Source organism: Paenibacillus sp. FSL M7-1414 (assembly GCF_038003195.1).
Classification (GTDB): Bacteria; Bacillota; Bacilli; order Paenibacillales; family Paenibacillaceae; genus Paenibacillus; species Paenibacillus amylolyticus.
The window spans coordinates 3,409,272-3,432,459 of sequence record NZ_JBBOOS010000001.1 but is presented as its reverse complement, the minus strand read 5'-3'; the positions used below and the strand labels follow the sequence as shown (position 1 = coordinate 3,432,459).

Genomic DNA, 23,188 nt, shown 5'->3' with positions numbered 1-23,188 from the left:
TCCTTTTAGAATAGTCTGCTCTCTCCCATTTTTTTCGCTATATAGTTCGCTGAGAAAAGGAAGATGAAGCTGACCACCGTTTTGAATATGCCAGCTGCTGTACCTAAGGAAAAGTTCCCCATCCCTAATCCATATTTGAGTACAAAGATGTCCAGATTCTCCGAATAGTCCATATTCATCCCGTTACCCAGCAGATATTGCGGTTCGAATCCGGATTCAAGAATACTTCCCATGTTCATGATCAACAAGATCACAATAACCGGTTTCAAGCCAGGCAGGGTGATATATAACATCCGTTTGAAGCGACTGGCTCCATCAATCTCGGCAGCCTCATATTGCGCCGGATCAATTGCCGTAATTGCTGCCAGATAGATAATGGTGTTCCAACCGACATCTTTCCAGACCTCAGTTGCCCCCAGAATACCCCAGAAGTATTCTCCTTTCCCCATCCATAGTACCGGACTGTCAATCAGGTGAAGCTTCATCAGCAGCAGATTGATAATTCCGTCTGGTGACAGGACTGTTAATACAATGCTGGAAGCAACAACCCACGAGATAAAGTGAGGCAGATAACTGACGGTTTGCACAAAACGTTTAAATATGACATTTTTCAGCTCATTCAACAAGAGAGCCAGCGTAATTGCTGTCACAAATCCCAACACCAGTTTAATGGAACTCATAACGAGTGTATTTCGCAGCACCCGGTAGAAGGTATTGTCTTCAAATAACGTACTAAAATGTTGCCAACCTACCCATTGCTGATCCGAGAAGGACCTTGCCGGTTTGAAATTCTGAAAAGCCATGGTCCATCCCCATAACGGCAGGTACTTGAAGATAAAAGCCCAGATGACAAAAGGAAGACACATCCAGGCAAGCGTTCGTTGCTGCACAAGTCGCTTAAAGAACGAGTGTGCTCTGGTTCCCTTCGGACTCGAGGCTGGAGGCATAGAGTTAAGGGAGACATTAGGTTTCTCCACGGTGAACCTGCTCCTTTCCTGTGCTGTTATTCATGCGAGGAGAAACCGGAGTTTATGCTCTTTCGTCTTCTCCAGCGCATGTAACAGTTTGTTTTAAAGAGGTTGTTCAAAAAGTCCGCTTTTGATTACGAAAGACGCCTTGCGGCATCATCAGCATCGAATATGGAATTCAGCCGAAATGTCCGTTGCTCACGTAGTTTTCCCTACGCTCCGCTACTCCATTTCTAGCTTCATCCCATCTTCTTGGTACTGAAAACCGGTCTTATTGAACACGCACTTAAAGTGTTCGTATTACCATTTTCCTGCAACACGATCCTTCACAACTTTGGTAATGGTCGCTTCATAACCAGCTTTATCCAATTTGTTCAGTTCAGCCATGTAGGCATCCCACAATTTATCAAAATTCGATGGTGCTCCCAAGATCATTTCCGGCAAGTATTTACGTTGCAAATCATCCGATTTGGTCGTGAAGATCTGTTCAGGTGATCCTTGCTCCAATGCGATGGACCATGCCGGGAACCAAGGCCGCTCTTCCGGTTTGTTAAACAATTCACTAAAGGTTTGGATACCGTAGGCTTCAAGGAACTTGTTGTCTCCCTCGGTGTAAGATGCAGCGGCTACTTCTGGCTGGTTGCCAGGGCTATAAGCATTACCATCGGTAAGTGTAGATTCACCGCCATATCGGGGCCAGTCTGATCCGAAGTAAGTGAACCCGAATTTACGGCTCAGCTCCAGATCATCATGGGCTTTGCGTTGATCCTCATTTGCAAAATAAAATCTGCCCTTATCATCCACACTGTACGTCTCGTCCTTGATTCCCCATTGCACCAGAACCTGATTCTCTTCCTTCAGCAAATTATCGAAATATTTAATGATACGAACAGGGTCTTTGGCATTCACCGAGATACCTGTTGCATAGTTGTTGACAAAGCCCGGAGGATCAACATACTGATCCTTAATTCCTTCATCAAACACAATCGGAAGTGGTGCATAACGTTTCTCATCAATGCCTGCCGAGAGCAGGTTTTTCGACGCATCTCCAACCTGCCAGCCATAATTGAAGTATCCTAACACACGACCCGAAGTCAGCTTGGCCAAATACTGGTCTTTGTTCATCGTAAAGGATTCCGGATCAAGCATGCCTTGAGCATTGATTTCATTCAACTTCTGAATCCATTTTTTCTGGGCATCTGTTCCGGCGACAACTTTTGCCTCATGGGTAGTCATGTCGACCATGACACTGCCATCGTTCGGATAACCGGCAAGATGCATCGCTGGATTTTGCAGTGTGAAGAAGTTATTAGCCACACCCGCAAGTGACACAAATCCGATTGTGTCTGCACCGTCGACAGTTGGATGTTTTTCCTTATAATCCTGAATTAGATCAAAATATTCATCCAGTGTAGTGATCTTGGGATAATCAAACTCTTTGAGCACAGATCGTTGAATCCAGAAAGCTCCTCCGCCCACATTTGGACTACCTGAATACTCACCCTGATTAGCCGTATAAGGCAGGGCATAGATTTTTCCATCTTCGGCATTTTTCATTTTATCGAAATATGGTCCATACACCCTTTTGATATTAGGACCGTATTCCTCAATCAGATCATCCAGCGGAATATAGGCACCGGCATCCAGTAACTTGGACATCTCACCACTGGAGCTAATGACATCAGGATAGTCTCCACTGGCAATCATGACACCGGCTTTTGTAGCACTATCACCTACCAGATATTCCATCTTCCAGTCCACACCCGTCTGCTCTTGCAACGCTTTACCGATGGTTGTTTCGCTTGCCAGAACATCCTTCTTGCCTGGAGAGAACATGTAATACGAGAACGTGACTAGACTGTTCTCATCATCACCTGTGGCTGAAGGCGCTGATGACGAACTGTTTTGACTGCACCCAGCCAGCAAAGCTGTTAGTAATACAGCTAAACCCGCTGTTCTAAATTTTGGTTTTAACATGTGAATATTCCCCCGTTCCGTGTTTTCTCTCGTGGATTACACTCACCATTTGCCAGCTACACGATCCTTAACTGCCTGTGTTATCGTAGCTTCGTATGTTTTCTTGTCGAGTTGATTCAATTGACTCATATATTCATTCCATGTGTTCTCGAAAGTGGAAGGCGAATCCATAATCATTTTGGGTAAATATTTCTTCTGGAGGTCTTCTGCCTTGGTGATAAAAATCTGTTCAGGAGAGCCCTGCTCCAGTGCAATAGACCAAGCAGGAGACCAAGGACGCTCATCCGGTGTGCTGAATAGTTCTGTGAATGTCTCCACGCCATATTTCTCTAACAACAGCTTGTCACCGTCCGTGTAACTAAAGGTAGCCACTTCTGGTTGGTTGCCCGGTCCATAGGCGTTGCCATCCTCCAGCACGGAGTTATTCCCGTAACGAGGCCAGCTGTAATTAAAATAGTCAAAGCCGAATTTACGACTTAATTCTGGATCTTCATGTGCCTTGCGTTGGTCATCATTTTCAAAGTAAAAGCGACCCTCATCATTCACACTATACGTCTCGTTCTCAACACCCCATTGAACCAGAATCTGGTTTTCTTCCTTGAGCAAATTATCAAAATATTTAATAATTCGCACGGGATCTTTAGCATTTACGGTAATTCCGACACCGTAGTTGTTCACAAAACCTGGCGGGTCCACATACTGGTCTTTGACACTGTCATCAAATACGATCGGGAGAGATACGTATCGTTTATCGTCAATACCAGCCTTCTTGAGGTTGTTCGTTGCATCTCCAACTTGCCAGGAGTAACTGAAATATCCCAGCACCCGACCGGACGTCAACTTGGCGAGATACTGATCCTGGTTCATTGTGAAGGATTCTGGATCAAACATCCCCTGTGCGTTAACCTCGTTCAACTTCTGAATCCATTGTTTCTGATAATCAGATCCGGCTACCAGTTTGGCTTCATGACTCTGCATATCCACCATCACACTGCCATCGTTTGGATAACCTGCCAGATGCATAGCCGGATTTAGCAGGGTGAAAAAGCTGCCCGATTCACCAGCAAGTGTGGCGAAGCCGATGGTTTCTTTTCCATCGATCTGCGGATGCTTTTGCTTGTATTGCTCAATCAAGTCAAAATATTCGTCCAGCGTTTTGATCTTGGGATAGTTAAACTCTTTTAACACAGCACGCTGAATATAAAAGCCGGTCTGAAAATTAGGCTCTGACACATAACCGATGTTGGCAGTGTATGGCAAGAAGTATATCTTTCCATCCTCCTGTCTGAATTTGTCCATATAAGACCCGTATACCCGCTTGATGTTAGGCCCGTATTGATCGATCAGTTCATCCAGCGGGATAAAAGATCCTGCATCCATCAATTTGGCCATTTCACCACTGGAGTCGATGATGTCGGGGTAATCCCCACTCGCAATCATTACACCTGCCTTGGTTGCACCGTCACCGACCAGATATTCCATCTTCCAGTCAACGCCTGTTTGTTCCTGTAGCTTCTTACCAATGGTCGTGTTGCTTGCCAGAATGTCCTTCTTGCCACCGCCAAACGTGAAATATTTAAAGGTGACCGGGGTGTTGTCATTACTGTCAGGATAAGAGGCTTCCGGGCTGGCTTTATTACAACCTGCCAGGGTTACAGCCAGTAAAATGGCCAGACCTGTTATAATGTTTTTTTTTCTAAACATGTAGCAAATGCCCCCTTAAAGTATTGTTTGTGTCTTTAAGCCTTCTCAATATATCAAGATAGCGCTTTCAAAGTTACCCATGAAAGTGTACCTCCTACTTTGAAAAGTATATCCCTCGTATTTAGTCGCCTGGCATGGCTGATGGATCAAGTGGGAGCTTAATTTGGATATGCGTACCTTCTCCTTCCCATGTCTGGATGTCGAATGTAAAGTCATTTTTATAACAAAGTTTTAAGCGACTATACGCATTTTTCATGCCAACATGCTCTCCCATATCGGTGTTTTGATCCAGGTAACTTAACAACTCTTCCAATTTTGCTTGTGACATCCCTATACCGTTATCCGTTAGTCTGATATGGAGCTGGTCATTTTCCATTGAAACGAAGAGTTGAATGATGCCTACTCCCGGAGATGACTCAATTCCATGAATACTTGCATTCTCAACAAAGGGAAGGATAACCATCTTGGGGATTCGGTACATCAGTACCGCAGGATCTGCCTCAATGGTATATTGGAGTTTTTCTCCAAAGCGGTATTTTTGAATTTGCAAAAAACTCTCGATGAGTTCCAATTCTTCCTTCACTGTCACATCATTCTGATTCCAACTAATCGACTTGCGGAACATCTTGGCCATATTATGCACGATTTTGGCAGTCTCTTTCTCACCTTTGATGAGGCTCCGCATACGTACCGACTCCAGCGTATTAAACAAAAAATGTGGGTTGATCTGACTATGGAGCGCATGAAGTTGTGCTTCCTGCTGCTTCAACTCCAGGTCTTTCTTTTGGATGTCGGCGAGATATACCTCATGAATCAGGTTATGGATCGTCTCGGTCATTCGATTAAATTCCATCGTGAGTTGACCTATTTCATCTCTTGCATCTTCAGGCGGAATCGTCTGGAAATTCTGTGTTTTTACTTTTTTCATATGTTTTAGAATACGCACCAGCCTGACATGGATGGATCTGGACATCGCCGCGATGATAATAGAAGGCAGGACAAAATTAATGCAAGCCAGCCATACGACGAAAGAACGGGACTTCCGCACCTCCTTCAACACAATTTCTTCATCCATCACTCCATGCAGGGACCACCCTTCCAGATAGTTAATACCTGTATACGTAAGTTCAAAGGGAATCATTTTGTTCGGAAACTGGATCTCGCTGTAACGTTTCCCTATCTGAGCTTCTTCTGCTGTAGGATCATTTGAAAATTGGATGTGTCCCCCCGGATCAAGAAGATACACTTTTCCATCAAATCCGCTGTTGTGGAAATACTGCTTGATCATATCCATATTCAGGTCAATTTTAAGTAACTGCTCTCTCCCCCCAGTGTCCAGATTGTCGAGCCTTTGAACCAGACTTAACATCTGATCCGATGAGATCAATGCCGGATAAGGGGCGGAGTATGCCTGAAATTGAACGTACCAGTCCGAGTTGCGGACATCGTCAGTTAAACGATCAATATAACCGGAAGATAAAATGGTAGAATTATCGGTATACACTTGATACCAGCGAATTCCCTGATTCATTTGACCGGAGAATTGCCCTTTTAGATAGGAATTATAAGCGTCAATATACTCAAAATGACTTTGAAATGAACGGGAAATAGTGTCATTGAATACAGGGTCAGTATATAACGAATAAGAGAGTCCGACGCCCTGATCAATGGTTACCCGAAGGTCGTTCTTCAGATTGTTCAAGGCCATGCCGGCATCACGAGTTTTCTGACTACGAATATTGGCGGATGTGACATTGTAAAACACCACATTGGTGACAACGATGGGAATAAACACAGATAAGACATACATGAGCAGTAGCTTATCTCGAAGCTTCATGTAATTCAGGTTCCATCTTGGCATTGTGCACCTCGCTGCTCATTTCCCATAAGGAGATTGCGATACTCTGTAGGCGATAACTTAACCAATTTCTCAAACTGGGTTACAAAATAATCCGCATTCTGAAATCCTACACGTGCAGCGACCTCGTACATTCTCAGATCCGTTTGGCGCAGTAACTTCTTCGCCTCATGAATCCGCAGGTTCAGCAGATAGTCATTGAAGTATTGATTGTAACTTTTGCGGAATAATCGCCCTAGATAAACGGGATTCATGTAGAAGAGCGCAGCAATGCTTTTGAGATTGATGTTCTCGGTATAATTTGCATCAATATATCGTTTGATCTTGCTGATATCCCCTTTGGATCGTTCCATCCGCAGATGAGAGACATAATCCTCGGCTTCCTCCAGCGCGGTGAGAAATGCATTCTTCAATAGTCGTAAATTCCAACCGTCATGACTTTGTTGTGCTAGCTTCTTCAGCTGCTGTAACCCTTCATCATTACCACCCATTTCATGGACCACAGCGAGAATACCCGTTATATAACGCAAAAGAGAACCCGATACAGCCTGAGGAGAAAATCGATTCATATGAAACAATTTGAATTTCTCTTCTACAATCTTGTGATAAGCTGACCTATTCCCCTCTTCCAGGCTCAAAATTAATTGATCCACCTCGTCTTGATATACATTGAAAACAAACAGCGGTTTGTCCTTGATCTCCGTATAACGTACGATACCTCCAGTTTCAGCATACTTATGCTTGGCTGCTTCTTCAGCCGCCATAAGGGATTGTGTGACATCACCAATCTCTTTGACAAGTGTTCCTGCGTAAAGACCGATATCCAGGTTAAACCTTTTGCTCAGTGTTATATGAATATTATGCAGTTTATCCTGTAACGCCGAGCCCCCTTGATGATGATCAGGCCACAACAGTAATAATGCAAACATGCCGCGTTGTTGCTCACTGATGAACATTTTGCATAAATTACTCTCCAGAGAATGTACTGCTTCACGTAGCTGTTCAATGGTAATTTTAATTGCATCTAATCCGGTCTGAAGTTCGATCAAAGTCATGAGCAGACTGGAGTTACGATTGATCCCAAGCATCTCGGCATATCGATGTTCATCTTCCATCTGTACATGGCCCTTGATCACATCCTCCAGCATGATGTTACTGGCCTGTCCCTCAGCCAAAAGAATATGTTTTCTTTTATTGCAAATCAGATTAGCTGACTTCTGCAACGTCGCCGTCAGTTCTTCATCATCAATAGGCTTCAGGATATAGTCATGAACGCCGTACCTGATTGCCTGCTGTGCATATTTGAAGTCATGATAACCACTGATGATAATGAACACAGGTTCCAGATGTGGTATTTTCTCTACGGCACGTATCAGTTCCAGTCCATCCAGGATTGGCATACGGATATCTGTTATAATCACGTCTGGTTGCAGGCATTCAATCAGATTTAATGCCTCTGCACCGTTCTCTGCCTCTCCGATAATCTCCATGTTAAGATCAATCCAATTTATGAGTTCATACAGCCCCTTTCGTACATACATCTCGTCATCTACCAGTAATACTTTTAACATCCGTGTGTCCCCTTTCCTCCAACGAAAATAAACCGCCGGTAGCGTCTCTCCCTATCGGCGGAATGAATCTAATATGGTGACTGTTGTAGTTATTGCGTAATACATTCATTCATGTCGTGCATAATCCCAATAGTCGCCAACGAGGCCTTCAATGATCGATCCACTGGCCCATGGCATCAGGCAAAACCAGGTGCTGGCTGGCGTACCATCCGCATATTTTTCAGTGACCAGTCCTTCCGAATGACAGAAGCGTTCAGACATCCATCCTTTTTTGCCATAGCCGAATTCTTGATCATAACGATTATAGGTCTGACAACCCCACTCGATGGTATCCATCATACGTTGACGAATATAATTCTCGTCCCGCTGTCCAACATAATACAACAGCTCGTCCACTAGATTGCTGGACATGGGGTGAATATGCGGATTAGCTACAGAAGTAACACTTCCCCCGGAACTGGACCAGCCTAATGTACTGAGTGGCGGAATCTTAATAGGTGAGTTGTAACAAAATTTGAAGCTGAATTCATAACTGATCGCATCTCTCATGTGATCTAGATGCAGCTCGTCACCGGTCAACGCGTGCAGAAACCGAACAGCTTTGATGTAAGCCAGAATGCCTTCCGAATCAACAGCTTTATCCGCATCCAACGGAGCGCCGTAACATTCCATGTGTTGGACATAGGTGCTGTAATAGTGGGCTTCACTTCGTCTGAGCTCATCCAGAGAAGAGGCATCATGGGTTAACCAACTGTAATATGCCTTGGCGGCAAGACACCAGACCCCGCTAAAGGCATCATATTCAAGACCTGCTCCTGTCTGCTCTGACAAAATGGTGGGATATTCTCCATCCGTATTTTTCGTGCACTCCAGACGATCAAGCACTTGCTTGACGTAACCCAGCCAATCATCGTGTCTCACATTTCGAATGCGCTTCTCATAATCGTAGCTTTTCAGAATGTAGAACATCGCTTGAGCTACAAGGTAAGAGGAATGTCCTGGGGTACGCATACCGTCGAACCACCAGCCTTTAACACTCCATATCCCATCCTGATAGGCATCGTATGGAAGTCCGGATTCGGAATTCATGGCATTCTCGATAATATTGGTAATGCAGGATAACGCCTGCTGTCGCATAGGCTCATTATTCAGGCGCAGTGCGGCCATAAGCATTGGAGCAGCGATGGTCATACCATTTGTCCAACTGATTGAGATAATTTTGTTGTATCGGTAGCCATCAGTTTCAGCAGCATCTTCGTATACAAATGTTGAATAATGACGATCCTCCGGAAGCCAGGCATATTCATAGATGGCATTGGACAAATCCGTTACCGTTGTCTGAATGTCACTTCCTTCTCTTGGTTTTTCGTGATACCTCTTATAGATTGTTTCCAGTGCTGGATTGATGCCCAGTTCTGATTCAGACTCGTAGTTATATAGTTCAAGTGTGAGCCCAACCGATTCACCTGCCGCAAGTTCAAAACAATTTTCTCCAAGGGCAGCTCGCTCATGGACAAGTCTGGATTTGATAAATAACAACGGAGCATTCTCATATCCCAGCGTATATCCGACCGTACCCTTTTCAATAGAACATGTGAATCCCCCATATTGCACGAACGTTCCTTCCATTCCTGGATACCATTGCTGCTTCTGGTTTCCCGTATTGATCCAGTAGGGACTTGCGCTTAGACCAACAATCCGACCTTCATCATAGATAAGTGCAGCCGGATGAGACAGACGATCGCTTCGGACCATCCACCAGGGTGATGAAGGGCGAGAAGGACTGCCCTCCCTTAGTCTAGGGAACTCATTTGGGACATTCTGGGGTGCTTCGCCCCGGTTGCGGCCATACATAAATGCAGGTAAAAAAAACCTCGGATTCTGTTTGTCCAACGGCATTTCCACATGAATAACCCCTGCCCAGGCATTCTGTCCCTCGTTGTAAATCTGAATGTCGGCTTGCCATGGAGCTTCTGCACTGCCGTTTCCGCTTATTACTTTTACGCTAGCTTTGAGAGCATGCTTGTCCAGTGCCGTGTATTCTACGGTGTCCTGCACTTTACTTCTAGCCGTGAAAATCAGATCCATCTTTTCCTCCAATCGCGTTGTACACACCTGAGTGGAAACGCTTGCAATTATGTATCCATCATGCTAGGATGGTTACATTTTATAGGTTCACGTCTGCAATTTCATTGCACAAACGGCTATATTTATTGCGCGAAACGACAAGGAGGTCATATATCTGATATGAATGAGACTTCAGAATACCTGTTTGATCCAATCCAGAATGAGCTGTTGTACCTTCATCGCACCACCACGTATAATATGGGAACGTTTTATCATCGACATAATGCATACGAACTCTACTTATTTCTTCGTGGCAATGTAAACTTCTATATTGAGAACCGTTGTTACCATTTGCAACGTGGAGATCTGCTCGTTCTTAACCCGGAGGAGATGCACCGTTCCTTTGCCTTGGACAAAAACGAATATGAGAGAATCACCATAAATCTGAAAAAGTCATATCTGAACCGCTTGTCTACTTCAAGCACCAACTTATCCGCATGTTTCGACTACCGTCCCAAGGGTAAGGGTAATATCGTACATCTTGAAGAGGACGAACTTCAACGAGTGCTACAATTAGCTGGCGAGCTTGAACAGTGTCTCTCATCAAGTGACTATGGAGCGGATATTCTGAGGAATATTTTGATTACACAGCTACTTCTTCTAACGAATCTAACTTTTCAAAATACGGATTTTGTTGCAACGGATATTATGCCTGAACTAGTTCGAAACACGATGGATTACATTGAATGTAATCTGACGAGGCAACTGACGCTCGAACAATTGTCAGAGGCTATGTTCACGAATAGCAGCTATATTAGTCGGCAATTTAAAAAGCATACCGGACTCACGATTCGAGCATACATTCTTAGTCGCCGTATAGAGCTGTCGAAATCTTATTTAATCGAAGGTTTAAGTATTACAGAGGCCTGTTATCAATCCGGTTTTGGAGATTATGCCAATTTTATTCGCAGCTTCACCAAGCAGGTAGGCACTTCACCTGGTAAATTTGTTAAATATGGAAGTCTTCTTTAAACATTGCATTAAGCAAAACACGCCAACTCTTGCCTATATCTTATATTATCTCAGCCAAAAAAAAGAGCGAAGACCGGCAGTTTTGTCAGCCGGCATTCGCTCAGGTAATCAGTAAGTTCTTATTTGTTATTCCAGTCGTATCCTCTTAGTTCAATTATTGAATTGGGGCCAGGAAAGGTTAATTCTATCTTTTGGTCCAGATAGGATACGGTTACTCTTGATTCTGCAATAGAGCGAATTCTGGTATTGAATAGACGACCATTATTCCATTCCAGATCTATTTCAAATCCGCCACAAGCCCGAATACCACGAATATATCCTTTTGGCCAAGCTGATGGCAAAGCAGGTAACAATCTGATTACTTCGTTATGACTCTGAAGAAGCATCTCTGCTATCCCTGCAGTACCTCCAAAGTTCCCATCAATTTGAAATGGAGGATGGTCACAAAACAGATTGGGTAACGTGGAGGAACGTAGAAGTTCCACGATGTTATCGTGTGCAAGTTCCGACTCCTCTAATCGTGCCCACATGTTGAGAATCCACGCCCGGCTCCATCCTGTGTGTCCACCACCGTGTTCCAGTCTTCTGTCGAGTGTTACACGAGCTGCCTTGGCCAGGTCAGGTGTTGATTGCAACGTAATTTGCGTTCCAGGATGCAAAGCGAATAAATGGGAAATATGTCTGTGACCAGGTTCCAATTCATCATAATCGTTACTCCACTCTTGGATCTGGCCATGTTTGCCAATGGAGGTCTCCGGTATTTTGGTTAAAGCACCACGGAGTAATTCTCCAAATTCCTGATCCTCTTGCAATATTCGGGTACTTTCAATGCAACGCGTGAAGAGTTCTCTAATAATCTGATTGTCCATTGAAGCACCAAAACATAAAGCCCCCGACTCTCCATTATCTAATATATAGCGATTTTCCGGTGAGGACGAAGGACATATCACCCAATTGCCGGTAGGATCCTCTATTAGATAATCCAGAATAAACATAGCCGCATCTTTCATCGTGGCGTAAACTTTTTTGAGAAATTGAACATCCTTATTGTATTCGTAGTGGTCCCATAGATGTAATGAAAGCCATGCTCCTCCCATAGTCCAAAAGGTCGATGTCATGCATACATCCTGCGGAGCAGCGTCTGCCCAGATATCCGAATTGTGATGAGCAACGAACCCTTTGCATCCATACATGGTTCTAGCGGTTTCCTTTCCCCGGACTTGCAGTCGATCTATAAAATCAAATAATGGAACGTGACATTCAGACAGATTGCAGCTTTCTGCAGGCCAGTAGTTCATCTGTGTATTAATATTAATCGTATATTTGCTATCCCATACAGGAAGCATGTCTTTATTCCATATCCCTTGAAGATTTGCCGGTAAAGAACCTGGACGACTACTTGAGATAAGCAGATAGCGACCAAATTGAAAGTATAGACTCAGCAGTTCCGGATCATGCTGACCAGCTCTAAGCCGCTCAAGGCGCTGATCGATTGGAAGTTCGGAACATATCACATCTTTATTTTCATCTTCGAGATGTATATCCATCTTTTCGAATAAGGATTGATAGTCCGAGACATGATCGGCGAGCAGTTCGCTATATGGTTTTGCGGAAGCAGTATCAATCCTGCGGAGGCACTCCACTTCGAGTTGTTCCTTAGGTACTCGGAAATCCGTGCGAGCCGTGATTAGAATAGTCGCTGAATCACCATTCTTCAGAGAAAGCTGACCGCTTGAATAATGAACCTGCCCTCCTTCAGATATAAGGCGAATCGCACAACAAAATCGGATTCCTTCTTCTCCCCCACTTCTTCCCCGGATGATCAAGTCATTCGTTCCACGCTTCTCGATCCGGTCCAGATAGGATTGGAAACCAACAGGATGCTTAAGAATATCGGAATAGGATGTTGATTCCAGAACAGCTCCCCTGCCAAAAACAGTGGAGAATGATAACTTTCCAGGCACGCTAGATTTGAGATGAACAACGAGCACTTGATCCGGGTAGCTAGCAAAATAATCACGGCTGTAAATGGATTGATCTGCGGTATAATGCACGTTTACCTTGCCTTGTTCCAGATCGAGATGTCTTTGATATTCATTTGGTTCATGTTCACTGTGATCCATAGCGATATAGAAGTCCCCTAATGGCTCATAATGCCTTTGCCCATCAGGAACACCTACCAAAGTATCTGCTGCGAGTTCTTCTGCTTCCCTAATCTTACCGTCAAAAATCAGGCTTCTGATCTGAGATAAAGATTCAAGTGCTTGAGGATTATTCCGCTGCATCGGACCACCATACCACAGACTATCTTCATTAAGCTGAATTCTCTCGATCTGTGTTTTTCCAAAAATCATGCCTCCAAGAGTTCCATTTCCGATAGGCAATGCCTCTTCCCATGTTCCAGCAGGTTGATTAAACCAGATATTTTTGGTCTTCACGTTAAAACCTCCAACGAATTATAATTCCTCACATTTTCATGTTTAGTGTGTTCCGGTTGTATGTTCTTTCAGTGTACTGTAATCTCTTAAGCATCTAAATGAACAAAGTTAACTTGAATTATCACAATCTTATCCCAGCATTAGAGGTGTAATCGTAAATTCTGAAACGGACAGTACAAATTCTTGTTCTGGGCAAGGAAGCATAGCTATTGGCAATAAAAAAAGCCGCTATAATAGCGGCTTTGTTTCGTTCATTTCATTTAGTTTACATGAAGCTTGGAGTAATTTATAAGATATTTCGCTCCATTTGTTGCATGAATTGCCTCAATATCAGCCGATCTTCCGAAGAAATGGATTGAAGTAGTTTCTCTTGTTGCTCTCTCCATTTATGCTCAACCGGTTTTTCTAATTCTTTGCCCTTATCGGTTAGAAAGATACGCATGATCCTTGCATCCTGTACATCACGTTTGCGATATATAAATCCGTTCTGTTCCAGTGATTTGACCATGTTTGTAACCGTTGGTGGTTCGCATTTCATATGTTCACTTAGTTGCATCTGGGTTACCCCATCACCCAACCACAGCCGATACAACAAATTATCTTGTCCTACATAGAGATTAAGTTCCCGTAGAGATTCACTATAATTTCGACGCATTTGGGAGGAAATTCGATCTAAAGACTGTCGAATTTCACAATCTACTGTATCTGTCATGAACGATCCCTCCCTACATCCGAATTATATTTAGCAGACTAAATGTATCATGGAGATATATAGGTGTCAATTCACCTTAGTATCGTCTTTAAGGGCCTTTTCCTATCCAAGGTTCACCCGAAAGATTGGTTTAGTCCTTATTTTTTGGCAAAACCTTGCTTGTTCAAATAGGCCATCATTTGCGGTTGAATACTTCTCTCGAGGTGATCCTGGATATGGTCACTCCATCCTTTTACTTTTTTTACGGTGAAAGGGGCTCTCGTCGGACGATTTTCATAGTACTTCAGCATGGTCTCATCATAGATTGCTAATTTCTCTTGATCCATTGGTTGGTATTGATTATCAAGCAATACCATGGATTGAGGGAGTCGAGGTTTCAGTTCCGGCTTATCTCCCGCTGGATTACCGATACATAGCCCCACCAGAGGGATAACATATTTAGGTAAGTCCAATGCGTCAGATAGTTCGCTTATATTGGCTCTGACCCCACCAATGAACACTCCGCCAAGTCCCATCGATTCAGCCGCAGTTAACGCATTTTGTGCCATCAGGCCAGCATCGAAAGAACCAATCAACAGAAATTCAATATATTCAATATCCACATCCGGAGCGATTTCATGATTTCGGTTGAAATCTGCACAGAAGATCCAGAATTCGGCCGCTTCTTCAATATAGGGTTGATCGACACACAGATGTCTGAGTTTTTTTCGAAGTACTGGATCTGTGATGCGTATAATGGATACCGCCTGCAGAAGACTGAACGATGAAGTTTGATTTGCTGCCTGAAATATTGCATCTATTTGTTCCTCAGTTAGGGGTTGAGATGTGTAAGAACGAAACGATGTATGGTTATGAAGCAATTCGAGTGTGTTATTCATTAAACGCTCTCCTTTATTCGTTGATTCCATGTTCCTGCAATCCGTATTCGTAAGGAACGCCCATATTCTCGCGTAGTGTTTTTCCTTCATATTCCTTATGGAACAAACCGCGTTCCTGCAAGATAGGTACTACCTGATTCACAAAATCTGCAACGCCATCAAAAGATACATCGGGCACGACTGAGAATCCGTCACATGCTTCCGCCAAAAACCATTCTTCCAAGAAGTCAGCAACCTGTGTCGGGGTGCCTGCAACAACCGGATGATAGTTGATGACCCCGTGAGCGAGAACATCCCTTACAGAGAGTCCTTCTTTTAATAACTTTAAGGCTCTCGGAGAACGTGGGTCCATGGGGTTGGCATATGCATTTTTCAACAAGTCTGCCGCTAAAGGTTGATCTATATCTACGGAGTTTACCGATAAGGGTAAACCAACCATGGATCCGAGGTAACTTACCCTGCTGGGGATTTCCTGGGGATTAAAGCTCATAAGCTGTTTCCGACGATCCAGAGCTTCTTCCTCCGTTGAAGCCAGAGAAAACATAAAACCTGCAAACATTTTGATATCATCGGGGTTTCGACCAAAACGGGCAGCACTTTGCCTTATGGCTTGTCTGTGTTCACGGGCAGACGTAATATCATAAGGATTGGCGTACACTCCCGAAGCATATTTCCCAGCTAATTCTAATCCTTCACCTCCTCCCCCTGCCTGGAAAATCACTGGCTGCCCTTGCTCAGAGGGCGGAATGGGCAAAGGACCACGAGATGCATAATATTGACCCTGAAGGTTAATAGGCTGGATTTTGTCCATATCCGCAAATTCCCCTCCTTCTACATCTAACGTCCAAGCGTCTGGTTCCCAACTCCCCCACAAGGCCTGAACAATTTGTATGCTTTCATGTGCCTTGTCATAGCGCTCTTGGCGATTTTCAACCCGGGCACCGAAATTAGCCGCCGCTAGGGGGTCGGATGTGGTAACCGCATTCCATCCCACACGTCCATGACTGATAACATCCAGTGCTTTGAACTGACGTGCAATGTTGTAGGGATAATTAAATGTTGTAGAGAGGGTAGCCACAAGCCCGATGTGTTGTGTCTCTCTTGCTACTGCCATCAGTGCCAACATGGGGTCCATAGGAAACATAGGTGTCTGTGGGCCTAAATTATTGGATAAGCCTGGAGTGTCAGCGATGAAAATCATTTGAAATTTTCCTTGTTCAGCTAATTTAGCCCGTTCTACATAACTATCCATATTGGTGTAAGCTGCAGGATCCGTGCCAGGCATTCTCCATGCGCTAAATTCGGCTCCATAACCCGAAACCATCTGTAAAGCCAGTTGCATTTCACTTCTTTTTTTCATACGATTTTCTCCTTCGTTCTGGACAGGCACAGATATGTGTGCCCTTACAATAATGCGAATATATTTAGCATGCTAAGTATCTGGATGGATCGGATTTTGTTCCGTTGAGTGAGGGTTATAGATATTGACGTTCACCGGTCTGGGCTGATTTCTCGACGGCATCCAGTAACTGATGTAGTTTCACCGCATCCGCGAAATTAGGTGCTAAGGTAGTACCTTCTTGAATATCTTTGGCAAACTTACGATAAGCCTGAGCCATGTTCAGAACAATTCCGGAGTCGTTATATAAAGAATGTGGAGCCGAGTAATAGGCATCGGGAATGGGTAGTTCACAAAGCTCGTTGTCCGTAGATCCTGCACCGCGTAATTGGTGTGATCCGAATTGAATGGATGCCGGGGCGCTCAGCACAATCGTGCCATTGTCTCCGAAAATTTCAAGTGTGAGTCCTGTCTGATGTTTGACTCCACCTTGAATATGAACGCTGGCTGCTGCATCATTAGTCAATCTTCCTGTAATCATGATCTGATCATCCGTTGTTTTCTTGATGACTTTCTGAATATCTACCAATTCAACTTCTGGAAACTGTTGAGCTGTGGTGGCAGACAATTCTGTAAAGTCCCCAAGCATGTAAGTGAAGGCATCCAGATTATGTCCACCTACAATGGTCAGCAAGTTCCCTCCAACTTTCCGGTCATACAAGTACGCACTCGACTTGTCACCAACGCCACCCATGCCATCAATGGAGATCTTCAGGTTGGCAGACAACACTTTACCGACATAACCTTCTGCCAATAAATCTTTAACATATTGAACGGCCGGGGCTTGTCTAGCCTGTAATCCAATCGCATTTGGCAGTTGTGCGGACGTTATCCATTCCTGCATTTCAAGCGCTTCCTCTGTATTCGACCCCAGTGGCCATTCACAATAAATTGGTTTGCCAGCAGGCACGACGGCTTTAACGGCGTTATAATGTTCCTTGACATTAATACTGACAACGACCATATCCACATCAGGATGCTGAGCCAACTCCTCCATATTATCAAAGCCGTGATCTGCATTGAAAGCTTCTGCGCTTGCCTTTGCACTCACCATATTACTTGTCCCAACCGCTGTAAGCTCGAACTCATCCAAATGCTGAATAGCTGGAATATGTGTTCCACTCGCCCACCCGTTATTAATGGATGCCCCTATGATACCTGTACGAATTTTTTTACTCATTGTTAAACATCTCCCTTGTTAAAATTTACAGTATGATCGAATATCGGTTTGTCTCCAGCCCTTATCAGTCACTCATTTCTATGATATATTTATTTAGCTTGCTAACTATTCAATCGAGATAACATTAATTATTCTTTCACACTTTAGGTAAACTAAAATTGTTTTGGTGTTGACACCATCATAGGTGTATTTGTTTTATTAGCAAAGAGGGCAATTTAAATGAACATAGTACATCTTTTTGTACCTTTGGATCAGGAGTGATATGAATGAGAGTTTGCAACGAAGGATTTGAACAAGAGTTTATAGATGGAAAAAGTGACATGTACGCCATAGCTTTTACTCAGAATGTCCTTTCTGGGCGTTGGAAATATTTTATCTTATGGTACCTGAAAGACGAAACACGTCGATATACGGATATCAAAAAATTCCTTGGAGATTTGTCTCAAGGCTCCCTCACAAAGCAGCTTAAAGAGTTGGAGAATGATGGTGTTATTCAACGTGATGTATATCCGGAAGTTCCTCCGCGAGTTGAGTATTCGTTAACAGACAAGGGAATGAAGTTACTACCGATCCTTGACAAGATGGAGGACTTTGGAAAAGAATACGGCTAAGCAACTTAATTGAAATGGATAGCTTAACCCAAAAAAGCCGCAATTTAGCGGCTTTTTTACTCTGAAAAATTTCTATTCTACTTTATAATCAGTAACTACATCAAATTCTCCAATAATATTGTCTCCTTCTACATCATACAAATGAATCGTTCGAACAGTACCATTCACTTGTGTTTGTGCCAAGGCTTCTTCGATGGTAGTGATTTTAGGTGTAAGATCTTCAGCTTTTAGATAACCCTCGATTCCATTGGTGCCAATTGCAGCAATCAAATCGGGTTCAACCCCAATGATTGGTTCAGATAATGCTGATCCATAGGTATCGCCCTGTGAATTGACATAATATTTAGTTTGAAGCAATAATTCGTGAATCGTTTCCGATGTTTCAGTGTTGTTTTCAAATAAAACATTTGATGAATTTACGTTCGATAACTTTAAGTGTGGCGATTTGTATCCAGTATACCGAGTGTATCCATTCCCATTATAGAATTCACCAACGTTCTGAGCATAATACGTCGTTTTAGTCGTTATTCTTGGAGAGTAGACAAAAAAACTAGAGGTTTTCGACGTATTATATGTCATGGAACTTGAAGCTTTTAAGCTTCCGCCAGATGTGTACAATCTAGCCATAGCTCCCATATATCCATTTGGAACACTTGCTGAAGCCTTCACTGATGCAACGGCTTCAGCAGTCGTACCTGTAGTAAAATTCCGAGTCCATACTTCAGATGTGAAAGTGTACGTGTGTCCCTTAATTTTGGGTGTACTATACGGTGAAGATGCAGTATTAGCCAGGACTGTTGAAGATGCCAAAAATAACGATAGAATACAAATCATTACCGTACTAACTTTCTTCGTTTTTCTCTTATTCATAGTTTATCCTCCTCATAATAAAAAATATTTGGATTATAGTTTCAATCTTTAATCCCTCTCTGTAAATATATTAAATTTATTGTAATATTTAGATTTATTTTCCTTTTATATCATAGCACTATTCCAGTTTTTTTGAAATAGATTCGCTAGTTTTCTTGCCTTAACATCAAAGACATATTTATAAGATGTATTTCAGTCAACAATAGTGAAACCATCCACAAGGGAGTGATTAATTCTATCTTGTTGAATGTGACATTAGGTTTTGTGATCCCTATTGTTGTGTTGACTATTGCCTCTTTCAGACTTCTTCTTATTTAATAAAATCCAAAAAAGCCGCTAATATAGCGGCTCTCCATCGGGCCTTACTCTGGTCCCGCTCAATATCGTGGTATCAACCATTAATCTATGGTTTAATATTAGCTTGCTGACCATCAGGAGCCACCGACTTATCGTTCGTCTTCACACCCCTGCGCTTTTTGTACCCTTTAAATATGAAATACCCCACTATGATTAAGATAATCGGCATTCCGTACAGTAATAGAATATAGAAACTGAACAGCAAAAGTACGATTATCGACCCATCTATTCCATTCAATATGCACACTCCTTTATAAGTATTACTGGCTGAATGATTACTACATTACTCAATAACTACTCTCTCATCTTCATATGTAAAAAAATATTATTCATAGAAAAAACATATTTTTTCTTATGTTAATTGTATAGACAAATAAAGTTGCTATTATAGCAACTTTATTAAATGACACTCTTAGATTTCTTAAGCATTTTCAGGTTCATAGATTCCGTAACCATTCTTGCCATTCTTTTTAATCTTGTACATGGCTCCATCCGCATGTCTCAGAAGTTCGGAAGGCTCCTGTCCATGCTTGGGAAATAGGCTGATACCAATACTCATCGAAAGGTTGATATAGTTTCCGGCAATTTTGAAATGGGTACTGAATGCAGCTTCCAATCTTTTGGCGATGACTTCAGCATCGTGATCATCTTTCAGATGGCTTAAAATGATGAATTCGTCCCCGCCAAGCCGAGCTACAGTGTCCGCACTTGGAATTGTTTCACTTAATCGCTTTGCCATTTCCAGCAACACTTGATCGCCAACATGGTGTCCATATGTATCATTCACTTGTTTAAACCCATCAGCATCCACAAACATGACGGCTAGTTTGTTATGGTTTCTTTTGGCATTACTGATGGCCCAGGCAAGACGGTCATTATAAGCAAGACGATTAGGCAGACCTGTAAGTGGATCATGCAAAGACAAATGCTTGCTGATTTTCTCGGAGATTTTGATTTTGGCGTACTCCGTCTCCAGTTCTTTGATCAGATTTTTAAGTTTATATACCCTGGTATTGGTGTTAGTCATGTCAGTAATCTGAATAAGGGCATAACTCCGATCTTCATGATAGAGCGGTTCAACATGCATATTTTGTCTGAATAATTGTTCATCCTCTCCTTCATTAGGAAGAATGAATGCCTTATGTAACGTGCTTGAGCAAAATCTGCTCTGTCCATGATACAGCGCATTTTGCAAAATATTTAAATACATGTTCGACTTAAACCGTGGGCAGACCTCAAGCAGATTCAAGCCTACTACCTCTTCTACATTCTTGCCAGTAAAGCGCTCCAACCAGGCATTCCACACAACAATTTTCAAATGCCTGTCCACGATCATTATTCCCATATGGGCTTTGTTCAAAGCTTGTGAAATAAGATTATCCATTGTCCGCCTCCAACAAAGCGTCCATTTTGGCCAGCAGGCTTGATATGGAATTCATACTTAATGCTATGACAATGATACCTGTCACATCCGTATCAGCAAGTAAAAACGAGGTATGTAAAACCAGAACATAGACTTCATTCTGAAGCAATATTTGTTGATCGGAATTGGTGACATAGATCAGTTCAATATCAGGCAGGACGTATTCCAGTTTGATCTCCAGGAAATTACCGAATTCTCCAATAATGGCGTTAAGCAGGACATTGCTAACTTCCTTCAAAACGTCCAAATCCGTATCCATCAGGTTCGGATCGTTCGGTATAACGCTCTCACCCAGTTCTCCAAGACAGATGTTTGCCAATACTTTAGCCTGCTCAACAGGAAACATCAGAAATGCTTTTCCCTGAAATTCGTATCCAAACTGTAAGGATGACCTAAACAGGTGACCTTCACTAAAGAAAATGTTGTATCTTCGATCTCCAGGATCAACATCGGATATGGAGATTAGTTCCACTTCCGGAATATTCAAAACGATACGCTTGTCTACAATCTCTGACAACATGTTAGCCGCTTGTCCCACGTAAACGTTCACTAGTTCAGTAAGCAAATCCTTCTGTAAATCATTCAGCATGATAGGCCGCCTGAATCAGTTGAATCATGGTAGTTGCCTTCTCTGCGGTTAACGGTTTATTCAAAAAACCAGAAATGCCTAACATTTCAACTTCATCCCTAGTTGTCTTCTGAATATCTGCGGATAAGATAATAATTTTGACATTGCTATCCGTTTCTCGAATCATTCGAAGCATTTCTTGTCCGTTCAAACCAGGCATTAGCAGGTCGGTGGTTATAAAATCAGGTTGAAATTCCTTGAATAGGTTGTATCCTTGCTCTCCATTATTGGCAATCTGAATCTCGCATTCTGGAATATGATCAACAATCAGCTTTGTAAGCAATTTCTGTACAAAAATGGAGTCTTCCACGATTAATACTTTCATTTTCTCTTCAGTCTCCTTGATAAAGTGGTAAGGGCTCGGGATGGTCAGGCGCTGTGGACAGTTCTTGATATAGGGCTTTCGCGCGCAGTGGCACCCTGAAAAGAGACTGACTGGTGAATCAAGTAAATATAAATTATAGTAACTTTAATTTAATTGTCAACAACATTATTGAATAAGTTAGATTCGTGTGCAATTGACATACTACGGCCCGCCGTTTAAAAAAACATAAAAAAACGGTCACCTAGTGACCGTTTTTGATCGGTTATCTGGAACTGCATTAAGTTTACTCTTTTACCCCTCCAAGCTGCAAGCCATGAACGAAATACTTCTGCAAAAATGGATATACGACTAAGATGGGTAATGCCGCAACAATCGTAATCGCTGCCCGAATAGATACAGGTGTGACCATGTTACGCGCAGCACCAAGATCTGCACCATTGGCAACGGCTGCACTGCTGTTGGAATTCATAGAAGATGATAATAGTTTCATCAACTCATATTGCAGCGTGCTTAGGTTTTGTTTGGAAGATGCATACAGAAACGTATCAAACCAAGAATTCCATTGACCGACTGCAATGAACAGTGCAACAGTAGCAAGAACCGGTTGGCACAGCGGTAGAATAATGGAAATGAATGTTCTGAAATCTCCAGCACCATCGATTTTGGCGGATTCGATCAATCCCTCGGGTAGTGTCTGGATATAAGTTCTAATAACAATCATATTAAAAGCACTGATCAGCCCAGGAATAATGTACACCAGGAAGTTGTTTAACAAATGCAAATCTTTCATTAGGAAGTAAGTTGGAATAAGACCTGCACTAAAATACATCGTAAGAACAACTGTAATGGTAATGGGCTTTCGTAATATATAATCTTTTCGGCTTAGTGTGTAAGCCAGCATGGAGGTTAAGAATAGACTTAAAACTGTCCCCAAAACCGTTCTCGCCACAGATATACCAAAGGCGCTGAAGATGGTCCCTCCTGCAAATACTGCTCTGTAGTTTTGATCTGTCCATACCCGAGGCCACAGATAAATCCCACCCCGGATGGTGTCATTACCGGCATTGAATGATACGGCGAGTGTATTCACAAACGGATACAGGGTAACAATCGCGATTGCGATCATCAGTATACCATTTAACGTATGGAAGACAATCGGTTCAAGCCGAGATTTATTGATTCCCATCTCT

At 42.8% G+C, this 23,188-nt stretch carries 18 protein-coding genes; 2 read left to right on the top strand and 16 right to left on the bottom strand.

Annotated elements, in window-relative coordinates; genetic code table 11:
• Positions 1 to 5 precede the first annotated feature (5 nt).
• The 6 genes from MHH92_RS14930 to MHH92_RS14905 form a co-directional block, all read right to left on the bottom strand.
• Positions 6 to 947 (bottom strand): ABC transporter permease, encoded by a 942-nt coding sequence (locus MHH92_RS14930; RefSeq protein ID WP_340907683.1) that lies wholly within the window; start codon positions 945 to 947, stop codon positions 6 to 8.
• A 321-nt stretch (positions 948 to 1,268) separates the two neighbouring features.
• Complete coding sequence (locus MHH92_RS14925; RefSeq protein ID WP_340904605.1) at positions 1,269 to 2,945, bottom strand: ABC transporter substrate-binding protein; 1,677 nt, start codon at positions 2,943 to 2,945, stop codon at positions 1,269 to 1,271.
• A gap of 42 nt (positions 2,946 to 2,987) precedes the next feature.
• Positions 2,988 to 4,649, bottom strand: a complete 1,662-nt coding sequence (locus tag MHH92_RS14920; RefSeq protein WP_339187322.1) for an ABC transporter substrate-binding protein — start codon at positions 4,647 to 4,649, stop codon at positions 2,988 to 2,990.
• Positions 4,650 to 4,770: 121 nt separating this feature from the next.
• Positions 4,771 to 6,510: a sensor histidine kinase gene (locus tag MHH92_RS14915; RefSeq protein WP_127548552.1), complete on the bottom strand. Its 1,740-nt coding sequence runs from the start codon at positions 6,508 to 6,510 to the stop codon at positions 4,771 to 4,773.
• Positions 6,492 to 8,078, bottom strand: coding sequence for a response regulator transcription factor (locus MHH92_RS14910; RefSeq protein WP_340904604.1), 1,587 nt, complete (start codon positions 8,076 to 8,078; stop codon positions 6,492 to 6,494). Before MHH92_RS14910 ends, MHH92_RS14915 begins: the two co-directional genes overlap by 19 nt.
• A gap of 105 nt (positions 8,079 to 8,183) precedes the next feature.
• Positions 8,184 to 10,166: a hypothetical protein gene (locus tag MHH92_RS14905; protein ID WP_340904603.1), complete on the bottom strand. Its 1,983-nt coding sequence runs from the start codon at positions 10,164 to 10,166 to the stop codon at positions 8,184 to 8,186.
• 159 nt (positions 10,167 to 10,325) lie between these two features.
• On the opposite strand from MHH92_RS14905, the gene MHH92_RS14900 reads away from it, so the two are divergent.
• Positions 10,326 to 11,177, top strand: coding sequence for an AraC family transcriptional regulator (locus MHH92_RS14900; protein ID WP_036671148.1), 852 nt, complete (start codon positions 10,326 to 10,328; stop codon positions 11,175 to 11,177).
• Between the two features lie 119 nt (positions 11,178 to 11,296).
• Here the strand turns inward: MHH92_RS14900 and MHH92_RS14895 are convergent, their stop codons facing one another.
• The 5 genes from MHH92_RS14895 to MHH92_RS14875 all read right to left on the bottom strand — a co-directional run bounded on the left by MHH92_RS14895 (position 11,297) and on the right by MHH92_RS14875 (position 17,784).
• Complete coding sequence (locus MHH92_RS14895) at positions 11,297 to 13,615, bottom strand: glycoside hydrolase family 95 protein (RefSeq protein ID WP_340904602.1); 2,319 nt, start codon at positions 13,613 to 13,615, stop codon at positions 11,297 to 11,299.
• 286 nt (positions 13,616 to 13,901) lie between these two features.
• On the bottom strand, positions 13,902 to 14,327 hold the full coding sequence (locus MHH92_RS14890; RefSeq protein ID WP_036671145.1) for a MarR family winged helix-turn-helix transcriptional regulator: 426 nt from the start codon (positions 14,325 to 14,327) through the stop codon (positions 13,902 to 13,904).
• Positions 14,328 to 14,464: 137 nt separating this feature from the next.
• Positions 14,465 to 15,205, bottom strand: a complete 741-nt coding sequence (gene nfsA, locus MHH92_RS14885) for an oxygen-insensitive NADPH nitroreductase (RefSeq protein ID WP_340904600.1) — start codon at positions 15,203 to 15,205, stop codon at positions 14,465 to 14,467.
• Between the two features lie 13 nt (positions 15,206 to 15,218).
• Positions 15,219 to 16,565, bottom strand: coding sequence for an NtaA/DmoA family FMN-dependent monooxygenase (locus tag MHH92_RS14880; protein WP_340904598.1), 1,347 nt, complete (start codon positions 16,563 to 16,565; stop codon positions 15,219 to 15,221).
• Positions 16,566 to 16,680: 115 nt separating this feature from the next.
• Complete coding sequence (locus tag MHH92_RS14875) at positions 16,681 to 17,784, bottom strand: Gfo/Idh/MocA family protein (RefSeq protein WP_340904597.1); 1,104 nt, start codon at positions 17,782 to 17,784, stop codon at positions 16,681 to 16,683.
• Between the two features lie 266 nt (positions 17,785 to 18,050).
• Here MHH92_RS14875 and MHH92_RS14870 point away from each other — a divergent pair, with 266 nt between their 5' ends.
• A complete protein-coding gene (locus MHH92_RS14870; RefSeq protein WP_340904596.1) occupies positions 18,051 to 18,395 on the top strand; it encodes a winged helix-turn-helix transcriptional regulator in 345 nt (114 codons plus the stop codon).
• A 72-nt stretch (positions 18,396 to 18,467) separates the two neighbouring features.
• Here MHH92_RS14870 and MHH92_RS14865 read toward each other — a convergent pair whose 3' ends face one another.
• From MHH92_RS14865 to MHH92_RS14845, 5 genes are all read right to left on the bottom strand, one after another.
• Entirely contained in the window at positions 18,468 to 19,265 is a 798-nt protein-coding gene (locus MHH92_RS14865) for a peptidase (RefSeq protein ID WP_340904595.1), read from the bottom strand.
• A gap of 778 nt (positions 19,266 to 20,043) precedes the next feature.
• Entirely contained in the window at positions 20,044 to 21,006 is a 963-nt protein-coding gene (locus MHH92_RS14860) for a sensor domain-containing diguanylate cyclase (protein ID WP_340904594.1), read from the bottom strand.
• Positions 20,999 to 21,634: a hypothetical protein gene (locus tag MHH92_RS14855; protein WP_017688455.1), complete on the bottom strand. Its 636-nt coding sequence runs from the start codon at positions 21,632 to 21,634 to the stop codon at positions 20,999 to 21,001. Before MHH92_RS14855 ends, MHH92_RS14860 begins: the two co-directional genes overlap by 8 nt.
• Positions 21,624 to 21,998: a response regulator transcription factor gene (locus MHH92_RS14850; protein ID WP_036615858.1), complete on the bottom strand. Its 375-nt coding sequence runs from the start codon at positions 21,996 to 21,998 to the stop codon at positions 21,624 to 21,626. The genes MHH92_RS14855 and MHH92_RS14850 overlap by 11 nt, the downstream gene beginning before the upstream one ends.
• A gap of 283 nt (positions 21,999 to 22,281) precedes the next feature.
• Positions 22,282 to 23,184: a carbohydrate ABC transporter permease gene (locus MHH92_RS14845; RefSeq protein WP_017688457.1), complete on the bottom strand. Its 903-nt coding sequence runs from the start codon at positions 23,182 to 23,184 to the stop codon at positions 22,282 to 22,284.
• Positions 23,185 to 23,188 lie beyond the last annotated feature (4 nt).